This window comes from Streptomyces sp. NPDC058284, from assembly GCF_042881135.1.
Classification (GTDB): Bacteria; Actinomycetota; Actinomycetes; order Streptomycetales; family Streptomycetaceae; genus Streptomyces.
Genome location: NZ_JBHVYE010000003.1, coordinates 312,509 through 331,757, shown reverse-complemented (window position 1 = coordinate 331,757; position 19,249 = coordinate 312,509). Strand labels below are relative to the sequence as shown.

Genomic DNA, 19,249 nt, shown 5'->3' with positions numbered 1-19,249 from the left:
CGACTCCTACCTCTCCTCGAAATCCTCCGCCGCCACCCGCAACGGCCGCAGCATCGCGAAGATCTCCCCGCACTCCTCCGCGTCGTACACCCCGAGCCCGAAGTCCATCGCCATCAGCTCGCGGGTGGCCGCCTCGACGACCTCGCGGCCCTTGTCCGTGATGGAGGCGAGCGTGCCGCGGCCGTCGTTGGGGTTCGGGCGCTTGTCGACCAGGCCGGATTTGACCAGGCGGTCCACCGTGTTCGTGACCGACGTCGGGTGGACCATCAGCCGCTCGCCGATCTTCGACATCGGCAACTCGCCGGCCTGCGAGAAGGTGAGCAGGACGAGCGCCTCGTACCGCGCGAAGGTCAGTCCGTACGGCTTGACGACCGCGTCGACCTCGGCGAGGAGGATCTGGTGCGCGCGCATGATCGAGGTGATCGCGCCCATCGCCGGGACCGACCCCCAGCGCTGCTTCCAGAGCTCGTCGGCGCGGGCGATGGGATCGAAGGGGAGGCTGAGCGGCTTCGGCACGGCATCGACCTTACCCGTCGGTCACATGCTGGTCAGCCCCGTCTCGCGATTCGGTCGTACGTTCCAGGCCGCCGCCCTCCGCACGTTCCCGCTGCCGCGCCCCGGCGTCCCGCGTGCGCCGCACCTCAAGCACCAGGAGCAGGCAGCAGGCGGTGCCGAGCAGCCCCGCCCCCGCGACGACCGTGCTGACCGCCCAGAACTCCGCGGCAAGGCCCGCGAGCGCCATGCCGAGGCCCTGGACCGTCATCAGCCCCGCCGTGAGCACCGTCATCGCGCGGCCCCGCAGCTCCTCGGGCACGGCGTCGACGAACCAGCGGTCGAGGCCCAGCGTGTACGCCGATCCGGCCCCGGCGAGCGCGAGGGCGGCCAGCGCGGGGACGAGGCCGGGCGTGAACGCGTACACCACGAGCGGGACGAGCACGAGCGAGGCGAGCGGCAGCACGATGCGGGCGCGCGCGGACGCGGAGAGGACCGAGCCCGCGTACAGCTCGCCCGCGACCGTGCCCACCGGCGGGGCGCACATGAGCAGGCCGACGCCCCCGACCCCGATCCCGATCTCGTCCGCGTACGGGGCGGCGAGCACCTCGGGGGCGACCAGGAACATCGGCGGCACCCAGAAGAGCAGCAGCAGGGCCCGCACGCGCCGGTCGCCGAGGACCCGGCGGGCACCGCTCAACGAGTACCGCACGAGCGCCCCGCCCCCGCCATTGCCCTCGCCCTCGCCCTCGCCCTCGCGCGCGGGCCGCCGCCGCGTCCCGCACCGCAGCACCAGCGCCGAGAGCGCGAACGTGCAGACGGTGATGGCGAGGGCGGCGCGCGGCGTCACGAAGGTGAGGAGTACGCCGCCGAGTCCGAACCCGGCCAGGACGGAGCTCTGCGAGACGATGCGCAGCAGGGAGCGGCCGAGGACGAAGAGGTCGCCGTCGCCGAGAATGTCGGTGAGGGTCGCCATCCGGGTGCCGTTGAAGACCGGCGAGACGAGGGCGATGGCGCAGCGCAGCGCCAGCAGTGCGGCGACGGGTGTCGTGGGCAGCGCCATGAGTGCGGCGCACCCGGCGCACGCCATGTCGCACAGGACGAGCACCCGCCGGGGCGGGAAGCGGTCGGCGATGCCGGACAGGAGGGTCCCGCCGATGAGGTAGGGCAGCATGCCGAGCGCGAAGGTGAGCGCGCTGAGCAGCGGTGATCCGGTGAGTCCGTAGACCAGCACGGTCAGGGCGATCTCGCTGACGACGACGCCGAGCAGCGAGAAGGCGTGCGCGACGAAGACGGCACGGAACTCGCGCACGGCGAAGACGCGGGCGTAGCCGGGCGATGCGCCGGCGGGTGTGGACCGGGTTCGGGGCATGTCGGCAGCCTCACGCGGGCGGGCGCCCTGCCCTAGAGTTTCGGGCCAGGGCGAATCTTCGGGCCTCGGCGGGAGGCGTTGGCGTGCCGTTCCATCTGCACTTCGGCCGGGACGATCTGCTGCGCTGCCGGTTCGCGGTGTCGCCGCTGTGGGAGACGCAGGAGGCCGTACGGACGCTCAAGCGGCCCGACCGGCAGACGTACCACCCGCGGTGGCTGCGCCGGATCCGGGCGGCGGGCCGCGGGCTCGACCTCTCCGCGCTGTGGCTCCTGATGCCGCAGCGCGGGCATTTCCCCGACTTCCTCGGGCCGCCGCCGATCGGTCCCGCCGCCCGTTTCGAGGAGGAGATCGCGGGGGTCCGCGCGGCCGATCCGGTGGCCGCCGCGGACGACCTGGCGCGGGCGCTCGCCTGTACACCGGGCGCGGCCGAGACGCCGAAGGGGCGGGCGCTGCTCGCCGACCCGGTGGGCGCCGTGCGGGAGCTGGCGGACGCCATGGAGGCCGCCTGGCACACCCTCGTCGAGCCGGAGTGGCCGCGGCTGCGCACGCTCCTTGAGGCGGATGTCGCCTACCACTCGCGGCGGCTCGCGGAGGTGGGGCTCGGCGGGCTGCTTCCGGAGCTCGACCGGCGCCTGTCGTGGGACGAGGGGACGCTCACCGTGGAGTGGCGGGGCGAGCACGCGCGGGCGCTTTCGGGGCAGGGCCTCGTGCTGATCCCGAGCGTGTTCTCGTGGCCGGACGTGGTCAGCGGTTTCGAGCCGCCGTGGCAGCCGGCGCTGGCCTATCCGGTGCGGGGCATCGCGGCGCTGTGGGCCGAGCCGGACGACCGTACGCCCGAGCCGCTCGTACGGCTCCTGGGCCGGGGCCGGGCCGCGGTGCTCGCCGCGCTCGTCACACCGGACACCACGTCGGGCCTCGCACACCGGCTCGGGCTCGCGCCGTCGTCGGTGTCGGCGCATCTGTCGGCGTTGCGGGGCGCCGGGCTGCTGGTGTCGCGGCGGTACGGGCACCGGGTGTTCTACGAGTGCACGCCGCTCGGCATCGCGCTCTGCACCGGGGGCGGTGTGGCACAAGAGCTTGATTAGTCCTTTATGTAACGATTGCCGGGCTGACTGTCCGTCACGTCACATCGCCCAAAGGGGGCTGGATGCACCGGCTGCTCCGCACGTTCACGGCACTCGCGGCCCTCGCCGCCCTCGGGCTCCCGGCCGGCTGCTCATCGGACTCCGCCGGATCCGGCGCGGACGAGGCCGCCGAACGTGCCGCCGCCACCGGCTCGGCCCCGCGGTCCGCGGGCGCCTTCTGGGTCGACCCCGACAGCGCCGCCGCACGCCAGGTCGAGCAGTGGGAGCGGCAGGGGCGCGCCAAGGACGCCGCGGCGCTCCGGCGCATCTCCGAGCGGCCCGTGGCGCTCTGGCCCGCCGGTGACGATCCCCGGCCCGACATCGAGGAGGCGACGAAGGGCGCGGCGAAGGAGGGCCGCACCGCCGTGCTCGTCGCGTACAACATCCCGCACCGCGACTGCGGCCAGCACTCCGCGGGCGGCGCGGGCGGCGCGGACCAGTACCGGAGCTGGGTGGACACCTTCGCCGACTCGATCGGCCGGGCACCCGCCCTGGTCGTCCTGGAGCCCGACGCGATCCCGCACATCGCCGACGGCTGCACCCCCGCCGAGTACCACGCGGAGCGCTACCAGCTGCTCTCCGAGGCGATCCAGCGGCTCAAGCGGCAGCCGAGGGTGAAGGTCTACCTGGACGCGGGCAACCCCGGCTGGATCAGCGACGCCCACAAGCTCACCGAGCCGCTCCGGAAGGCGGGCGTCGCCCAGGCCGACGGCTTCTCGCTGAACGTCTCCAACTTCCAGGGCGACGAGAAGACCAAGGCGTACGGCCGCACGCTGTCGGCCACCGTCGACGGCAAGCACTTCGTCATGGACACCAGCCGCAACGGCAGGGGGCCGCTGGCCGGCGACCGCCAGGACGCCTGGTGCAACCCGCCAGGCCGGGGCCTCGGCACCCCGCCGACCGACCGCACGGGCGATCCGCTGCTCGACGCCGTCCTGTGGATCAAGCGTCCCGGCGACTCGGACGGCCCGTGCCGGGGCGGCCCGGCCGCCGGGCAGTGGTGGCCGGACTACGCGCTGGGCCTCGCGCGCAACGCCAAGCGGGCCTGAGAGCCGGTGGACTTCGGTACGGGGCGGGCCGGTCAGCCCTCCGTGCCGACATGGATCCACTTCGCCTCGGACGACGTGCCGTCCTTGTCCGTCACGAAGAGCATGTACCAGCCGGGCGGCACCAGCGCCGTGTCGCCCTGCGGCACGGCCACCGTCACCGAGCCCTTGCCCCTGGTGAGTCCCAGCGCGATCGAACGCTGCTCGACGTCCGTCGTGTGCGTCACCGCGCTCGGACGCATCAGCCGGGCCGACGCGATGGTCCCGGGGTGCTCGGTCCTGAACGTCGCGCGGCCGTCCGCCGCCAACTGCTCGGGGCCCTCACCGAGCACCGGGCGGCTCGCGCCGCCCTTGTGCAGCGCGGGCGGCGTGAAGATCTCCATGCGCTGCTCGAAGTGGCCGAGCTTGGTGTTCTGCTGGTTGTCGTAGAGCGGGTCGGAGCCGAAGGTGGCGACCCGGCCGTCGGGCAGCAGCAGCGCCTCGGAGTGGTAGTTGCGGCCCACCTTGGGAGACGCGGCCTCGCGGAACTCGTTCGTCTTCGGGTCGTAGAACTGCGCCTTGAGGACGTTGCTCGCGCTGCGGCCGCGGTAGTCCCGTGAGCCGTTGGACGTGAAGACCGAGTCGTCCGGCATGAGCACGCTGTTGAGGTACCGCGTGCCCTGCGGGAGTTCGGGTCCGGTTTTGAAGGACGGGTTCTCGTCCTTGAGGTCGATCACGGCCGTGCGGCTCGTCGCCTTCTTCGACTCGCCCACTCCCCCGCCGCCCAGGACCATCACCTTCTGGTCCTGCGCGGGCGGAAGGAGCACGGACGCCGAGGTCTCGGTCTGGTCGAGGTCCTCAAGGCCCGGGACCTTCGCGAACGTGTTCGTCCTCAGGTCCCACAGGCCAGGCTCCCGGCCCTTCTCGGCCGGCCCGTAGCCCGCGTTCGACGCCGGGTAGAAGAGCTTGCCGCCCTTGGTGAGGAAGAGCGCGGGGTACGTCGGGAAGTACCGCTTGGGCCCGTCCGACCACTTCTTCGTCCTCGGGTCGTAGATCTCGTTGTCGCCCGGGTCGATGACGCCCACGTCGTCGAGGCCGGAGACCGCGAGCACCTTGCCGTCCGCGAGACCGACCAGGGTCGGGTACCAGCGGGCCTTCTTCATCGGGTCGACGGGCAGGTACTTCTCGGCCTTCGGGTCGAACTCGTACGCCGCCTTGATCCCCTGGAAGTCCTGCTTCTCCATGTCGATCTTCTCGGCGATGCCGTAGGTGTTGTCGGCCTCGTCGCCGGTGAGACCCTCGATCTCGTACTGCGCCGACTTCTCGGCGACCGACTGCTCGCCGCTCTCGACCGCCTCCACGAAGACGCGCGTCTCGCTCGCCTTGATCTTCGTCTTCCAGGGCTGCATCACACCGGACTTGGAGTACGTGATCTCGAAGTTCCGCTTGGCCTTGGGCACTTCGACGTCGAACTTGCTGACGTACTCGACACCGGACGGCGAACGGAACTTGGTGCCCTTCTTCAGGACCACCGGTCTGTCCGGGTTCTCGTTCTTCACCCGCATCCCGCCGCCCGCCCGCTCCACCTCGCCGTCGAGCCGCTCGTAGCGCGCGGTGCCGCCGGCCACCAGCAGGCGCCCGTCGGGGAGCTGGGCGTGCCCGGAGCAGAAGAAGTCCTCGGGCGTGTCGATCTTCTTGAAGGTGTCCTTCTTCGGGTCCCACAGGATCGTGTCAAACGACCCCGCGTCGAATTTCTTCTGCTCGTTCCCCGAGCCGGCGACGATCAGCACCTTGCCCGTGTGCAGCAGCGCGGCGTGGATGGCGTTGGTGCGGAACTCCTCGGGGATGTCGACCTGCTTCCAGGAGCCGTACTTCGCCTTGTAGCCGGGCCGGGAGATCTTGTACTCGTAGTACTGCTCCTCGGCGAAGGAGAGCGCGGCGGGGGCGTTCAGTCCCACCAGGAGTGCGCCCGCGCCGACTCCGAACAGCGTCTTCCTGGTGCGCTTCGAGGGGCGGTAGGCCATAAGTCAGTTCCCTCCTGTCGTCGTGCCGGAGGCGAACGCGGGCTCAGGATCGCCCTCCACATGTACGTCCGCGTCTTCGCCGAGCAGGGCGGCGGGCCGCTCCTGCCGGGCCTCCCTGCGCTCCTTGACCAGCGAGAAGGCCCAGATCGAGACCGGCGCGAGCGAGATGACCGTCGCGAGGACCGCCCAGGTGCGCATCGCCACGTGGGTGTGGCCGAGCACGAAGGAGGCGACGAGCGAACTGATCAGCACCACCGCCCAGAAGAGGTGGATACGGAAGGTGAGCAGCCGGTCCGGGCTGGCGTCGCCGCCCTTGGGGGTGACCACGAAGCGGCTGGGGCGGCGCAGCAGCGCGGCGCCGAGCGACTTGGCGTAGATGGGCGCGGAGAGCGCCGACATCGCCATGCCCGCGAGTCCGCCGGAGCCCTCCGGCTCGTGCGGGGAGACGTTGTGCCGCCGGTTCCAGAGGTAGAGGCCGACCTGGAGGGCCGCCGCGTCGCTGTACAGCATCAGCCAGACCGATGCGGCGACCTGGGTGCCGCTGGCCCCGAACCACAGGAACAGCACACAGCTGAGCACGCCGAGCAGCCAGTTGACGGCCGTCATGGGGTAGTACACGAGCATCAGCGAGTACGAGAAGAGGCGTCCGGGCGGCATGGTGAACGGCGCCTTCCAGTACTGCTTGAACAGCGTCTCGTACGTGCCGCGCGACCAGCGCATCTGCTGGGTGAAGAAGTCCGTCCAGGAGGCCGGGCCCTCGCCGACGGCCAGCACATCGGGGGTGTAGACCGAGCGCCAGTGCCGCCGCGTCGCGGGGTTGCGGTGGCGGTGCAGCTCGAAGCCCGTCGCCATGTCCTCGGTGACCGAGTCGTGCAGGCCGCCCACCTGGGTGAGCGCGCTGATCCGTACGACGTTGTTCGTGCCGACGAACATGGGGGCGCGGTAGCGGTTGCCCGCGCGCTGGATGAGCGCGTGGAAGAGGAACTGCTGGGACTCGGCGGCCTTGGTGACGGGCGTCGTGTAGTTCCCGTAGACCTGGGGTCCGACGACGAACGCGACGTCCGGGTCGCGGAAGTAGCCCATCATCCGCTCCAGGAAGTCGGGGAGCGGGACGTGGTCGGTGTCGACCGAGGCGAAGAAGTCGTACTCGGCGTGGTGGAGCGCCAGCCAGGCGTTGTAGTTGCCGTGCTTGGTGCGGGCCTTGTGCGGCCCCTTCTCGCGGTTCCACTCCGCCACCCCGTAGCGCGTGAAGTGCCGCACGCCGAGCTCCTCGCAGAGGGCCTTGGCCTCGGGGGTGTTCCCCTCATCCAGGAGCCATACGTCGAGGGGGCCGGGGTGGTGGACCCGGACGGCGCCCTCCAGGGTCGCCCTGACCATGGACAGGGGCTCCTTGCCCGGCACGTACGTGGTGAGGAAGGCGACGCGGGTGCCGGGCTCGGGGACCACGGGTATCGGGTCCCTCGCGACCATCGTGGCGTGGGCGATGGATACGACGTTGACCAGCATGAAGAGCTCGATCAGGCCGATCGCCACGAGCATCGTGACGTCCAGGCCAATCAGCCAGCGGTCGCCGCCCTCGCGTTCGGTCCAGTGGGTGGGCCAGACGAGGTAGACCAGCAGGATGCCGGTGAGCACGGGCGCCAGGGTCATCAGGAGCACGGCGCGTATGCGGTGCGGTTCGCTGGACAGGAGCGAGCGGTACCGGACCCGGTACGGTCCAGGCCCCCCGCCCCCTCCGTCGTCGCCGTACGGCTCCGTGAGCGGTCCGGCGAGCGTGCTGTGGGTCTCGTAGTCGTAGCCCTCCGGCTGCCGCACAGCGCCCTCCAGGTTCTGGGTGATCCGGTAACGAATCGAACAGGCCGATGCGACGAAGGCGACTGATACGGCCGTACCCTCACAAAAGTGGAGTTTCCCCGGCGTGTCGAACGGGGTTCGCCCGTGCGAGGGGTTTTAGGTTGGGGGGTTTTGGCGGGGTTGCGGCGGAAGGCGTGCCGCTACGCCCGCTGTGCGTCGCGGGGCAAACGGGTGGGCGAGCGGGACTCGCCCCGGCGCCCCGCGACGCGGACGGGCCTCAGAGCCGGGGATATGACACAGGCTCTCAGCCCCGCGCCCTGCGCAACCCGTGCCGGACCGCCCGCTGCGCCAGCGGCCCCAGTTCCTCGACCGCCGTCACCAGGACGGACAACTGCTCCAGGGAGTCGAGGGCCCGCTCCGTACCCGCCGGGTCGACTCCCTCGTACAGCTCCATGCCCACGAAGGACGCCCCCACCGCCCGCGCGAGTCCCACCGCGTCGACGAACTCGCCGAGCGGCGACGCGGCCAGGACCCGGATCAGGACCTTCTCGATCTCCTCGATCCAGAGCGCGAGGCCCGCCGCCGTCGCCGCCGCGAGCCTCGGCTGCGTCTGCGCGCCGGCGAGGAGCTGGCCGAGGACCGCGACATGCCCCGCCTCGCGCTCCTCCACGTGCATCTCGCGGCCGAAGGCGAGCAGTTCGGAGAGGGAGCCGACCTCCGCGAGCCGCTCCCGGTAGCGGGAGACCCGCTGCTCCGTACCGTGCCTGCAGGCCGCCGCGAGCAGGTCGTCGACGGAGCCGAAGTGGTAGAAGACCAGCGCCTGGTTGACCCCCGCGGCCGTCGCGATGTTCCGCGCCGACGCCTTGGCGATGCCCTGCTCCGTGAGCGTCCGCAGCGCGCCGTCGAGGAGCTTGGTGCGGGTCTCCCGGCTCTTGTCCTGATCCTTGGCGGCGCTCACGCGCGGGCCTCCTCGCGTACCGGACGGAGCCCTGGGCGCACCCCGCACGTACGGACGTCGGTGTACGTCGCCGTGAAGGACCCCTCGTACCCGAAGAGCGGCCCGAAGCGGCGATTGGTGACCCGCACCCGGATGCGGAAGCGCCCCGTCGCGTCGTCGTAGGACTCGCGCACCTCCGCGTCGCCGCCGATCAGTGCGGGCACCCGGCAGTCGACCGGCCCCTCCCGGAAACGGTGCGCCCCGGAGCGGATGAGCAGCGAGCCGTCGGGCTCGGCGCGGAAGTGGAGGTCGCTGGCGAGGTGCTGGTGCGTGCCGAGGTAGTCGAGCACGCGGTCGCCCCGGGGGCCGAGGACCATCTGGGCGTCGAAGCGGCGAGGGCCGCCAGGCAGGTCGAAGGTGCGCACGAAGGTCACCGTCTCACGGCCGTACGTGTCGGCGTACGGCACGTTCTCGATGACGAAGGGGACGTCGCGGCCCTGGCGCGGGACGAGGATGTTGCGGGTGCCGCCGAGGGCGAGGAAGGGGCGCACGAAGCGCCCGCCGTGCCAGATGCGGTCCATCACGCCCCGCCCCGTGCAGGCCTCGCCGCTGGCGAGGCCGACGGAGAAGCGGCGCCGGAGCTGCGGGTGCAGCCGCTCGAAGTCGGCGCCCATCGCGGTGCGGAAGATCGACGCGTGCTGCTTCACGAGGGCTGCTCCTCGGTCGGGGTGAGGGTGGCCGGCGTGAGGGTGGCCGGGGCGAGGGTCGTGAGGATGCGTGGGGTACGGGCGCGTGCCGGTGGGGTGCGCAGGCAGCGGCGGGCCGCCGGGGTGGTGGGCAGGGGCGGCAGGAACAGCATCAGGGCGGACACGGCGATGGCGGTCAGGGGGGCTAGGAGGATCGCGGCCACGACGCAGAGGACGCGGGCGGCGGTGTCGGCGAGCGCGTTGCGCAGGGCGCGTTCGGGGGTGATGCCGCGCTCCAGCCAGAGCCGCAGGCGGTCGAAGGACCAGGCGGTCGCCCAGCCCATCAGGGGGCGGAAGAGCATCCGGTCGACGATTGTGCCGAAGCGGCCCCAACGCGGCCGCTAGTCGTAGCCGGTGAGGAAGCGGATGCCGTCGCCGTCCGGCGCAGGTACGTAGCGCCAGTAGCCGCTGCCCTCCTCCAGGAGGGAGAGCGGGTGCGGGGAGGAGAAGCGCAGGGCGGAGGTCCTGGTGCCGTCGGGGCGCCGCCGCTCGCCCGCGGAGACGCCGGTGCCCGCGACGGTCAGGAAGGGCAGCACGCGCGTGGCGTACCGGAAGTGCTGGGACTCCCCGTCCCGGCTCGGCAGGTAGTCGATCTCGGTGAACCGCAGGTCCCAGCGTTGGTGATGGCCGGGCTCCTGGGTGTGCGCCCAGAGGGCGTCGAGATCGGCCCGTATCCGTGCCTCGATGTACAGACTCACGGCGAACCCCCACGTCAGTGATGTCTTGAGCGTATTGAGCGACTGCTCAAAGTGGACGGTACAGGGATTTGAGCGGTCGCTCAAGGTGAGGGAGCGCGCGGGTGAGCGCAGAGGTGAGCGCACAGAAAAGCCCCCGCCCGAAGGGCGGGGGCTTTCCGGGGACGTCTCGGGGACGTCTCGGGGACTTCTCGCGGACTTCTCGGGAGCCGAGACGGCCGCTTACGCGGAGAGGTGGCGCTCCACCGTGTCGACCTTGGAGGTGAGGCCGTCCGCCACTCCGGGGCGGATGTCCGCCTTCATGACGACGGAGACGCGCGGCGCCCGCGCCTCGACCGCGGCGACGGCGCGCTTGACGACGTCCATGACCTCGTCCCACTCGCCCTCGATGGACGTGAACATGGCGTCGGTCCGGTTGGGAAGGCCCGACTCACGGACGACGCGCACCGCGTCGGCGACGTACTCGCCGACATCCTCACCGACGCCCAGCGGGGTCACGGAGAAGGCGATGATCATGCGTTCACGATCCCTTCCTGGCGGGCGCGCGAGGCGATCACCGCGGCCTCGGCCGCACGCTTCAGCTTGCGCTCCGCCATGAACCCGCCGCCGGGGATGATCGAGAACGCGAAGTACAGGGCACCCGTCTTCGCGTCCCACTTCGTACGGTTCCAGGCGTCGAGCCAGAAGATCACGTACAGGATGAACAGCACGCCGTGGATCGGCCCGAGCACCGGGGCGACGTTGAAGCCCTCGGCGACCGTGTACTTGATGATCGTGCAGACCAACAGCACGATCCAGGAGATGCCCTCGGGCACGGAGACCAGGCGGAGGCGGCGGAGGGCGGAGGCGGTCTTGATGTCCACGGGTCACCTTCGGTGGGTGGGGCGGCGGGAGGGGCGGGCTCGGTCGCGCCGATCTTGTGAACGGACGCACAAGCGACCCCCATTGTGACATCGGGGTCTTCTCGGGGTTCGCTCAGGGCCCTTCACCCTGTTCTGGACGGGTACGCCACGGCTACCGTCGATTCGTGGCTACATTCCGGCTCCAGGGCAGCAGGGTGCTCGCCGTCGACATGACCGGCGACGCCGTGAAGGCGAAGAACGGCTCGATGGTCGCCTATGACGGCCAGATGGCCTTCAAGAAGATGACCGGCGGCGGCGAGGGGATACGCGGGATGGTGACCCGCCGCGTCACCGGCGAGCAGATGACGGTGATGGAGGTGAAGGGGCACGGCACCTGCTGGTTCGCCGACCGCGCGACGGAGATCAACCTGGTGCGGCTGCAGGGCGAGAAGCTCCATGTCGAGGCGAGCAATCTGCTCTGCACCGACGCCGGTCTGCGCACCGGCACCACCTTCACCGGCCTGCGCGGCGCGACCCAGGGGAACGGGCTGTTCACGACGACCGTCGAGGGCACCGGGCAGGCGGCGATCGTCTCCGACGGGCCCGCGGTGGTGCTGCGCGTCTCCCAGCAGTATCCGTTGACGGTGGACCCGGGGGCGTACATCGCGCACCAGGGGGACGTCCGCCAGAGCTTCCAGTCGGGCGCCACCCTGCGCACCTTCATGGGCGAGGGCGGCGGCGAGGCCTTCCAGATCCGCTTCGAGGGCGACGGCCTCGTCTACGTCCAGCCCAGTGAGCGCACCACGATCGCGGGGGACGTCTGAGATGCCGTTCCGAGAGATCAACTCGAAGATGATCGAGGCCACGCTGCAGCCCGGCGCCAAGATCTTCAGCCAGCGCGGCGCCATGCTCGCCTACAAGGGCGACGTCTCCTTCACCCCGAACATCCAGGGCGGCCAGGGCGGACTCGCCTCCATGATCGGCCGCCGCGTCGCCGGTGAGGCCACTCCCCTGATGACGGTCGAGGGCAGCGGCACGGTCCTCTTCGGGCACGGCGGCCACCACATCCAGGTGATCGGCCTCTCCGGAGACACGCTGTACGTCGAGGCCGACCGGCTGCTCGCCTTCGACGGCACGCTCCAGCAGGGCACGATGTTCATGGGCTCGCAGGGCGGCGTCATGGGCATGGTGCGCGGCCAGGTCAGCGGCCAGGGCCTGTTCACGACCACCCTGAAGGGCCACGGCGCGGTCGCCGTCATGGCGCACGGCGGCGTCATCGAGGTGCCGATCACCCCGCAGCGCCCGGTGCACGTCGACCCGCAGGCGTATGTCGCGCACCACGGCGACGTGCGCAACAAGCTCTCCACGGCGCTCGGCTGGCGCGACATGGTGGGCCGCGGCTCCGGAGAGGCCTTCCAGCTGGAGCTTTCGGGGAGCGGCGCGGTGTACGTCCAGGCTTCGGAGGACAAGCTGTGAACCCCAACGTCTCGACCCCCGCGGGAGCCCCCGCCGTCTTCGACCCCATGACGCTGCCGAGCGACGACAACGTCAATCCGTACACCTTCTGCGTGGAGCTCAAGGGAAGCCAGTGGTTCCTGCAGAAGGGGAAGATGATCGCCTACTACGGGCGGATGGAGTTCAACGGCATCGGGCACGGTCGGCTCGACCGCCTGGTCCGGACCAGTTTCCATTCGCCGCTGCACGCAAGCGACTGGGTGGTGGCGGACGGCCAGGGCAAGATGCTCCTCGCCGACCGGGCCTTCGACGTGAATTCGTATGACTTGGAAGAGGGCAACCTGACCATTCGCTCCGGCAACCTCCTCGCTTTTCAGCCAACTCTCGCGTTGAAGCAGTCGATCGTTCCGGGCTTTCTGACGCTCATCGGCACGGGCAAGTTCGTCGCCGCCTCGAACGGCCCGGTGGTCTTCATGGAGCCCCCCGTCCGCGTCGATCCACAGGCGCTCGTGGGGTGGGCCGACTGCCCTTCACCATGTCACCACTACGACCACGGATACCTCACGGGCGTGATCGGAGGCGTGCGAGCACTGACCGGCATCGGCGGCACCTCCGGGGAGGAGCACCAGTTCGAGTTCGTGGGCGCCGGCACGGTGCTGCTCCAGTCCTCGGAGGCGCTGATGCCCGAGCGGGCCGCGGGAGAGGTGCCGAACCAGGCGGGCGTGCCGGGCGGACGGGCCGCTCCGGGGCAACCGGTCCCCCAGTCCGGCACACCGCGCCTTCCCGGACAACTGGGGGACCTCCAGCGTCGCTTCGGGCTGTGAGCGGTAGTCTGCGGAGTGTGACGGCGAACGCCTGTGCCCCTCCGAGAGGCAGGGGTTGCGAGGTGTGTCACAACCCACCATTCGTTCACCTTTCAACTTCTTAGGTAGAATCGATTCCATGGAGACCGAGACGGCCCCGCAGTGGCTGACCGACGAGGAACAGTGCGCCTGGCGCACCCACGTGGAGGTCAACCGGATGCTGACATATCAGCTCGAAAAGGACCTTCAGCCGTTCAACCTGACCATGAACGACTACGACATTCTCGTGTATCTCTCCGAATCGGAAGAGCTGCGGATGCGTATGAGCGATCTTGCCGCCGCCACCCTGCAGTCCAAGAGTCGCCTCTCCCACCAGATCACCCGCATGGAGAACGCGGGCCTGGTGCGTCGCGAGAACTGCGAGTCCGATCGGCGCGGCCTCTACACCGTACTCACCGAGGAGGGCATGGAGACCATGCAGAAGGTGGCTCCGCACCACGTCGCCTCCGTGCGGCGGCACTTCGTCGACCTCATCTCCGCCGAGGCCCTCGACGATCTGCGCAGCGCCCTGGCCCCGATCGCGGAGCATCTGCGCTCCCAGCGCGGCAAGCCCTGACCCACTCCACCGCGGCCGGCCGCGACGCCCCTCACTTCGCCGACGACTGAGGGCCGGGCAGCCGGAGTTCGAAGAGCGCACCACCGGACGGTGCCTCCCGCACCGTGAGCGTGCCGCCGTGGCGCACCGCGACATCCCGCGCGATGGCGAGGCCGAGACCGGCCCCGCCCTCGTCGCGGGTCCGGGCGTCGTCGAGACGTACGAAGCGTTCGAAGATCCGCTCGCGTTCGCCCTCCGGCACGCCGCTTCCGTCGTCGGACACCTCGAGGACCGCCCAGGCACCCTCGCGCCGGGTGGTGACCGTGACGCGGGAGCGGGCGTGCCGCTGGGCGTTGTTCAGGAGATTGCCGAGCACCCGGGCCAGCTGGCCGCGGGAGCCCGCCACGTCGACGCTCTTCAGATCCATGTGCACGTCGAAGCGGTCCCGGATGCGCTGTGGGAGCTCTTCGCGGACGAGGGCCGCAAGGTCGACGGGGGCGCTGCCCGGCTTCTCCCCCGCGTCGAGCCTGGCCAGCAGGAGCAGGTCCGCGGCGAGCTCCTGGAGCCGCACGGTGTCCTCGACGGCGCCGTCCACGTCCAGCAGCTCCGGGTGGGCCGCGCCCACTTCGAGCTGGGTGCGCAGCGAGGCGATGGGGCTGCGCAGCTCGTGCGAGGCGTCCGCCACGAAGCGGCGCTGGCGCTCCACCGAGGTCTGCAGGGCGGTGAGCGTCTCGTTCGTGGTGCGGGCGAGCCAGGCGATCTCGTCGTGCGTGTCCGGCTCGGGCACCCGGCGCGCCAGATCCTCCGAGGCGGTGATCGCGGACATCTCGGCGGTGATCGCGCCCACCGGGCGCAGCGCGCGCCGCGTCACAAGCCAGGTGACACCGGCGACGACCGCGAGGAGCAGCGGGAAGCCGATCAGCATGGTCGTCAGCGCCGTGGAGACCGCGCTCTCGCGGCTGGCCAGGGAGCCGCCCGCGTAGACCGTCAGGTCGCCCTTGGTCTCCGTGCTCACCTCGACGGCGGCGAAGCGGAAGTCGGAGCTCTCGCCGTCGACGGTGGCGGTGCCGTCGGTGAACCTGGTCTCATCCTCGATGTCGCCGGGCTCGGGGTCCTCGTCATCGGCCTCACCCGTCCCGTCCCTCTCGTCCGTCTTCCCCTTGGCACCCGTCTCCCCCTTGTCACCTGTCTCCCCCTTCTCACCGCCCTCAGCAGCCCCGCCGGGAGCCGCGCGGCCGGGCTCGACCGCGTTCACGCCGGTACCGCTGATCTTCTCCAAGTCGTCGCTCGCGGCGACGAGCCTGTTGTCCTCGTCGACGACCTGGACGGGCTCCTCCTCGTCGTCCGGCAGGTCGAGGTCGGCGTAAGGACGGCCCGAGGCGAGCTGGGAGGCGACCTTGCGGGCGGCGGAGTCGGCCCGGGACTCGGCCTGGTCGGTGAGGTTGGCCCGCAGCGAGAGCAGCACGGCGGCGCCCGCGGCGACCAGGGCGAGGGCGACGACCAGGCTCGCGCCGAGCGTGGCCCTGGCCCGCACCGATCCGAAGAGCCTCCTCATCGCGGGGCCTCGAGGCGGTATCCGGCGCCGCGCACGGTCTTGATGAGGGCCGCGCCGAGCTTGCGCCGCAGCGTGCTCACGTACACCTCGACGATGTTGGGGTCGCCCTCGTACGCGAAGTCCCAGACGTGCTCCAGGATGTCGCCCTTGGAGACGACCTCACCGGCGCGCAGGACCAGCTGCTCCAGAACCGCGAACTCCTTTGCCGTGAGCACGACTTCGCTCTCCCCGGCCCCCTCGCCCTCGCCGCGGAAGACGCGGCGCGCGGCCGTGTCGATCTTCAGGTCGCCGATGATGTGGACCGGGGAGGGGCCCGCGTTGCCGCGGCGGCGCAGCAGCGCCTTCACGCGGGCGACCAGGACGACGTACGAGAAGGGCTTGGTGAGGTAGTCGTCCGCGCCGGTGTCGAGGCCCTCGGCCTCGTCGTACTCGCCGTCCTTGGCCGTGAGCATCAGGATCGGCACGTCGTGGCCCGCCGCGCGCAGCGTGGAGCAGACGCAGTAGCCGTTCATGCCGGGCAGCATGATGTCGAGGATCACCAGGTCGTACGTGCCCTCGCTCGCCCGGTGCAGTCCGTCGACACCGTCGTGGACGACGTCGACGGCGTAGCCCTCGGCGGTCAGGCCCTTGGCGAGCGACAGGGCCAGCCTTTTCTCGTCCTCGACGATCAGCAAACGCATGCGCTCAGGGTGGCAGAGCGAACCTGAAGAGTTCTTCAGGCGGCTTCAGCGTGCGTTCAGGATCGCTCCGCCAGATTGGTCCTCGTCGAAAGCGAACGGCGGCGGCCCCGGGCCGCCGCCCGCACCGCCCACTTCCTCGGGAGGACCCTCATGAAGCGCAACATCGTCATCGCCACCGTCGCCGCCGCGGCCCTGATCGGCGGCGGCACCGCCACGGCCTTCGCGCTCGGCGGTGACGACGACGGCGCCGCGAGCAAGTCGAGCGTCCAGCTGAAGGACCACGACCGCCAGGGCGGCGACGGGGACGACGACCGCGCCGAGGCGAAGGCCGCCGAGGTGACCGCCGCCGACGCCATCAAGGCGGCCCTCGCGGACACCAAGGGCACCGCTGTCTCCGCCGAGCTCGACGACGAGGACGGCGGCCTGGTCTGGGATGTCGACATTCTGAACGGCAGGACGTGGCACAGCGTCGAGGTCGACCCGGGCACCGGCAAGGTCCTGGGCTCCTGGACGGAGAACGACGACGGTGACGACGCCGCCGACGCGGCCCGGCTGAACTCCGCCCTGAAGGGCGCCTCCGTCAGCGCCGTGGACGCCGCGAAGGCCGGCGCCGACAAGGGCACGGTGACCTCCGTGGACCTGGACGACGACGGCACGGCGACCGCCTGGAACGTGGAGACGACCGGCGCGAAGGGCGCCGAGTCCGAGTACAACGTCCACCTGAGGACGGGCAAGGTCACCGCGGACCACTCGGACGACCAGGACGACCAGGACGACAACGACGACGGCTCCGACGACTGATACGGAACACCCTCGCAGCACCACGGCCCGGACCTCAGGTCCGGGCCGTTCCCGTATGCCCTAGCCCTCTGTGAGCCCCTCGACCAGTTCGTCCGCGGCCGTGTACGGGTCCAGCTCGCCCGCCACGATTCGCTCCGCGAGCGCGGACAGCCGCAGGTCGCCGTGGAGCGAGCCGATGCGCTCGCGCAGGGCCGTGACGGCGATCGTCTCGACCTCGTGGGAGGCGCGGGCGACCCGGCGCTCGCCGAGGACCCCCCGCTCCTCCATCCACGCCCGGTGCTTCTCCAGCGCCTCGACGACCTCGTCGACGCCCTCGCCGCGCGCCGCGACCGTCTTGACGATGGGCGGGCGCCAGTCGCCGGGCCCGCGGGACTCGCCGAGGCCCAGCATGTGGTTCAGCTCGCGGGCGGTCGCGTCGGCGCCGTCGCGGTCCGCCTTGTTGACGACGTACACGTCACCGATCTCCAGGATTCCGGCCTTCGCCGCCTGGATGCCGTCGCCCATGCCGGGGGCGAGGAGCACGACCGAGGTGTCCGCCTGCGAGGCGATCTCCACCTCGGACTGGCCGACGCCGACGGTCTCGACGAGGATCACGTCGCAGCCCGCGGCGTCGAGGACACGGATGGCCTGCGGCGCGGCCCAGGCGAGCCCGCCGAGGTGGCCGCGGGTGGCCATGGAGCGGATGTAGACGCCGGGGTCGGACGCATGGTCCGACATCCGCACCCGGTCGCCGAGGAGCGCGCCGCCGGAGAAGGGCGAGGAGGGGTCGACGGCGAGCACGCCGACCCGCTTGCCGGTCTTGCGGTAGGCGCTCACGAGCGCGGACGTCGATGTCGATTTGCCGACACCTGGCGATCCGGTGAGGCCGACGACGTACGCGTGGCCGGCCAGCGGCGCCAGCGCGGCCATCACTTCCCGCAGTTGCGGTGACGCCCCCTCGACCAGTGAGATCAGCCGGGCCACGGCCCGCGGCCTGCCCTCGCGAGCTTGCGCCACCAGGGAGGGGACGTCCTGCATCACAGCTCCGTTCACTTGCCTACCGACGTACGGGAGAGGACCGACGTACGGGTCAGGCCTTGGCCACCTTGACGATCAGGGCGTCGCCCTGACCACCGCCACCGCACAGCGCGGCCGCGCCCACGCCGCCGCCGCGCCGCCGCAGTTCCAGGGCGAGGTGGAGCACGACACGCGCGCCGGACATCCCGATCGGGTGACCCAGGGCAATGGCCCCGCCGTTGACGTTCACCTTTTCCGAGGACACCCCGAGGTCCTTCATTGACTGCACCGCGACGGCGGCGAAGGCCTCGTTGATCTCGATCAGATCGAGGTCCGCGACCTGCAGGCCCTCCTTCTTCAGGGCGTGCATGATCGCGTTCGAGGGCTGCGACTGGAGCGAGTTGTCCGGGCCCGCCACATTGCCGTGGGCCCCGATCTCCGCGATCCAGGCCAGGCCGAGCTCCTGGGCCTTGGCCTTGGACATGACCACGACCGCGGCCGCGCCGTCGGAGATCTGCGAGGACGTGCCCGCGGTGATCGTGCCGTCCTTGGTGAAGGCGGGGCGCAGCTTGCCGAGCGAGTCCGCGGTGGTCTCGGGGCGGATGCCCTCGTCCTGGGAGAAGAGGACCGGGTCGCCCTTGCGCTGCGGGATCTCGATCGGGGTGATCTCGGCCTCGAACAGGGCGTTCTTCTGTGCGGCGGCGGCGCGCTGGTGGGAGAGGGCGGCCACCTCGTCCTGCTCGGCGCGGCCGATGCCGAGACGGGTGTTGTGCTTCTCCGTGGACTCGCCCATCGCGACGCCGTCGAAGGAGTCGGTCAGGCCGTCGTACGCCATGGAGTCGAGCATCTCGATCGCGCCGTACTTGTGGCCCTCGCGCGACTTGGGGAGCAGGTGCGGGGCGTTGGTCATCGACTCCTGGCCGCCGGCCACCACGATGTCGAACTCGCCCGCGCGGATCAGCTGGTCGGCGAGGGCGATGGCGTCGAGGCCCGAGAGACAGACCTTGTTCACGGTGAGTGCGGGAACGTTCATGGGGATGCCCGCCTTGACGGCGGCCTGGCGCGCCGGGATCTGCCCTGCCCCGGCCTGGAGCACCTGGCCCATGATCACGTACTGGACCTGGTCGCCTCCGATGCCCGCGCGCTCCAGCGCGGCCTTGATCGCGAAGCCCCCCAGGTCCGCACCCGAGAAGGACTTCAGCGAGCCGAGGAGGCGGCCCATGGGCGTCCGTGCGCCCGAGACGATCACTGAGGTGGTGCCGGTCGTTCCTGCCATCTGCGACGACCCCTTGGGAGGAGAGGAGTTAACGAGG

Annotated in this window: 19 protein-coding genes and 1 pseudogene; 7 read left to right on the top strand and 13 right to left on the bottom strand. The window is 71.0% G+C overall.

Translation table 11 applies throughout. The annotated features are described in order from the left end of the window. Positions 1 to 6 precede the first annotated feature (6 nt). Entirely contained in the window at positions 7 to 516 is a 510-nt protein-coding gene (locus ACFVYR_RS07495; protein WP_384248835.1) for a MarR family winged helix-turn-helix transcriptional regulator, read from the bottom strand. Between the two features lie 10 nt (positions 517 to 526). Then, positions 527 to 1,864 (bottom strand): MFS transporter, encoded by a 1,338-nt coding sequence (locus ACFVYR_RS07490; protein ID WP_384248838.1) that lies wholly within the window; start codon positions 1,862 to 1,864, stop codon positions 527 to 529. Positions 1,865 to 1,947: 83 nt separating this feature from the next. On the opposite strand from ACFVYR_RS07490, the gene ACFVYR_RS07485 reads away from it, so the two are divergent. Continuing rightward, complete coding sequence (locus ACFVYR_RS07485) at positions 1,948 to 2,949, top strand: DUF5937 family protein (RefSeq protein WP_384248840.1); 1,002 nt, start codon at positions 1,948 to 1,950, stop codon at positions 2,947 to 2,949. 62 nt (positions 2,950 to 3,011) lie between these two features. Then, on the top strand, positions 3,012 to 4,037 hold the full coding sequence (locus ACFVYR_RS07480; protein WP_384248842.1) for a glycoside hydrolase family 6 protein: 1,026 nt from the start codon (positions 3,012 to 3,014) through the stop codon (positions 4,035 to 4,037). 32 nt (positions 4,038 to 4,069) lie between these two features. Here ACFVYR_RS07480 and ACFVYR_RS07475 read toward each other — a convergent pair whose 3' ends face one another. From ACFVYR_RS07475 to ACFVYR_RS07445, 7 genes and pseudogenes are all read right to left on the bottom strand, one after another. Then, positions 4,070 to 6,037: a galactose oxidase-like domain-containing protein gene (locus tag ACFVYR_RS07475; protein ID WP_384248845.1), complete on the bottom strand. Its 1,968-nt coding sequence runs from the start codon at positions 6,035 to 6,037 to the stop codon at positions 4,070 to 4,072. A gap of 3 nt (positions 6,038 to 6,040) precedes the next feature. Next, positions 6,041 to 7,852 (bottom strand): glycosyltransferase family 2 protein, encoded by a 1,812-nt coding sequence (locus ACFVYR_RS07470; RefSeq protein WP_384248848.1) that lies wholly within the window; start codon positions 7,850 to 7,852, stop codon positions 6,041 to 6,043. Between the two features lie 283 nt (positions 7,853 to 8,135). Further along, positions 8,136 to 8,789, bottom strand: coding sequence for a TetR/AcrR family transcriptional regulator (locus ACFVYR_RS07465; protein WP_384248851.1), 654 nt, complete (start codon positions 8,787 to 8,789; stop codon positions 8,136 to 8,138). Beyond that, positions 8,786 to 9,442: a DUF4166 domain-containing protein gene (locus tag ACFVYR_RS07460; RefSeq protein WP_384249537.1), complete on the bottom strand. Its 657-nt coding sequence runs from the start codon at positions 9,440 to 9,442 to the stop codon at positions 8,786 to 8,788. Before ACFVYR_RS07460 ends, ACFVYR_RS07465 begins: the two co-directional genes overlap by 4 nt. Before the next feature lie 29 nt (positions 9,443 to 9,471). Continuing rightward, a pseudogene (locus ACFVYR_RS07455) lies at positions 9,472 to 10,212 on the bottom strand (hypothetical protein). 219 nt (positions 10,213 to 10,431) lie between these two features. Continuing rightward, on the bottom strand, positions 10,432 to 10,725 hold the full coding sequence (locus ACFVYR_RS07450) for an MTH1187 family thiamine-binding protein (RefSeq protein ID WP_384248854.1): 294 nt from the start codon (positions 10,723 to 10,725) through the stop codon (positions 10,432 to 10,434). Beyond that, positions 10,722 to 11,072, bottom strand: coding sequence for a DUF3817 domain-containing protein (locus ACFVYR_RS07445; protein WP_384248857.1), 351 nt, complete (start codon positions 11,070 to 11,072; stop codon positions 10,722 to 10,724). Before ACFVYR_RS07445 ends, ACFVYR_RS07450 begins: the two co-directional genes overlap by 4 nt. Positions 11,073 to 11,236: 164 nt before the next feature. Here ACFVYR_RS07445 and ACFVYR_RS07440 point away from each other — a divergent pair, with 164 nt between their 5' ends. The 4 genes from ACFVYR_RS07440 to ACFVYR_RS07425 all read left to right on the top strand — a co-directional run bounded on the left by ACFVYR_RS07440 (position 11,237) and on the right by ACFVYR_RS07425 (position 13,925). Continuing rightward, positions 11,237 to 11,875, top strand: coding sequence for an AIM24 family protein (locus ACFVYR_RS07440; RefSeq protein WP_384248861.1), 639 nt, complete (start codon positions 11,237 to 11,239; stop codon positions 11,873 to 11,875). Between the two features lies 1 nt (position 11,876). Further along, complete coding sequence (locus ACFVYR_RS07435) at positions 11,877 to 12,527, top strand: AIM24 family protein (protein ID WP_384248864.1); 651 nt, start codon at positions 11,877 to 11,879, stop codon at positions 12,525 to 12,527. A gap of 47 nt (positions 12,528 to 12,574) precedes the next feature. Then, positions 12,575 to 13,330, top strand: coding sequence for an AIM24 family protein (locus tag ACFVYR_RS07430; protein ID WP_384249539.1), 756 nt, complete (start codon positions 12,575 to 12,577; stop codon positions 13,328 to 13,330). 118 nt (positions 13,331 to 13,448) lie between these two features. Then, positions 13,449 to 13,925 (top strand): MarR family winged helix-turn-helix transcriptional regulator, encoded by a 477-nt coding sequence (locus ACFVYR_RS07425; protein WP_384248866.1) that lies wholly within the window; start codon positions 13,449 to 13,451, stop codon positions 13,923 to 13,925. 31 nt (positions 13,926 to 13,956) lie between these two features. Here ACFVYR_RS07425 and ACFVYR_RS07420 read toward each other — a convergent pair whose 3' ends face one another. Both ACFVYR_RS07420 and ACFVYR_RS07415 read right to left on the bottom strand, forming a co-directional pair. Continuing rightward, entirely contained in the window at positions 13,957 to 15,459 is a 1,503-nt protein-coding gene (locus tag ACFVYR_RS07420; protein WP_384248869.1) for a sensor histidine kinase, read from the bottom strand. Further along, positions 15,456 to 16,139 (bottom strand): response regulator transcription factor, encoded by a 684-nt coding sequence (locus ACFVYR_RS07415; RefSeq protein ID WP_384248872.1) that lies wholly within the window; start codon positions 16,137 to 16,139, stop codon positions 15,456 to 15,458. Before ACFVYR_RS07415 ends, ACFVYR_RS07420 begins: the two co-directional genes overlap by 4 nt. Before the next feature lie 150 nt (positions 16,140 to 16,289). Between ACFVYR_RS07415 and ACFVYR_RS07410 the strand changes: the two genes are divergently transcribed. Further along, a complete protein-coding gene (locus ACFVYR_RS07410) occupies positions 16,290 to 16,940 on the top strand; it encodes a PepSY domain-containing protein (protein WP_384248874.1) in 651 nt (216 codons plus the stop codon). Positions 16,941 to 17,000: 60 nt separating this feature from the next. Here the strand turns inward: ACFVYR_RS07410 and meaB are convergent, their stop codons facing one another. After that, positions 17,001 to 17,957 (bottom strand): methylmalonyl Co-A mutase-associated GTPase MeaB, encoded by a 957-nt coding sequence (gene meaB / locus ACFVYR_RS07405; protein WP_384248876.1) that lies wholly within the window; start codon positions 17,955 to 17,957, stop codon positions 17,001 to 17,003. Between the two features lie 52 nt (positions 17,958 to 18,009). Further along, positions 18,010 to 19,212 carry an acetyl-CoA C-acetyltransferase gene (locus ACFVYR_RS07400; protein ID WP_384248879.1) on the bottom strand — a complete coding sequence of 401 codons (1,203 nt, stop codon included), beginning with the start codon at positions 19,210 to 19,212 and terminating at the stop codon, positions 18,010 to 18,012. Between the last annotated feature and the right edge of the window lie 37 nt (positions 19,213 to 19,249).

Coding starts and splice junctions, on each gene's coding strand:
- ACFVYR_RS07450 (WP_384248854.1), bottom strand. CDS start 10,725: ATGATCATCGCCTTCTCCGTGACCCCGCTGGGCGTCGGTGAGGATGTC.
- meaB (WP_384248876.1), bottom strand. CDS start 17,957: ATGCAGGACGTCCCCTCCCTGGTGGCGCAAGCTCGCGAGGGCAGGCCG.
- ACFVYR_RS07430 (WP_384249539.1), top strand. CDS start 12,575: ATGACGCTGCCGAGCGACGACAACGTCAATCCGTACACCTTCTGCGTG.
- ACFVYR_RS07400 (WP_384248879.1), bottom strand. CDS start 19,212: ATGGCAGGAACGACCGGCACCACCTCAGTGATCGTCTCGGGCGCACGG.
- ACFVYR_RS07425 (WP_384248866.1), top strand. CDS start 13,449: ATGGAGACCGAGACGGCCCCGCAGTGGCTGACCGACGAGGAACAGTGC.
- ACFVYR_RS07490 (WP_384248838.1), bottom strand. CDS start 1,864: ATGCCCCGAACCCGGTCCACACCCGCCGGCGCATCGCCCGGCTACGCC.
- ACFVYR_RS07475 (WP_384248845.1), bottom strand. CDS start 6,037: ATGGCCTACCGCCCCTCGAAGCGCACCAGGAAGACGCTGTTCGGAGTC.
- ACFVYR_RS07410 (WP_384248874.1), top strand. CDS start 16,290: ATGAAGCGCAACATCGTCATCGCCACCGTCGCCGCCGCGGCCCTGATC.
- ACFVYR_RS07435 (WP_384248864.1), top strand. CDS start 11,877: ATGCCGTTCCGAGAGATCAACTCGAAGATGATCGAGGCCACGCTGCAG.
- ACFVYR_RS07480 (WP_384248842.1), top strand. CDS start 3,012: ATGCACCGGCTGCTCCGCACGTTCACGGCACTCGCGGCCCTCGCCGCC.
- ACFVYR_RS07420 (WP_384248869.1), bottom strand. CDS start 15,459: ATGAGGAGGCTCTTCGGATCGGTGCGGGCCAGGGCCACGCTCGGCGCG.
- ACFVYR_RS07415 (WP_384248872.1), bottom strand. CDS start 16,139: ATGCGTTTGCTGATCGTCGAGGACGAGAAAAGGCTGGCCCTGTCGCTC.
- ACFVYR_RS07460 (WP_384249537.1), bottom strand. CDS start 9,442: ATGGGCGCCGACTTCGAGCGGCTGCACCCGCAGCTCCGGCGCCGCTTC.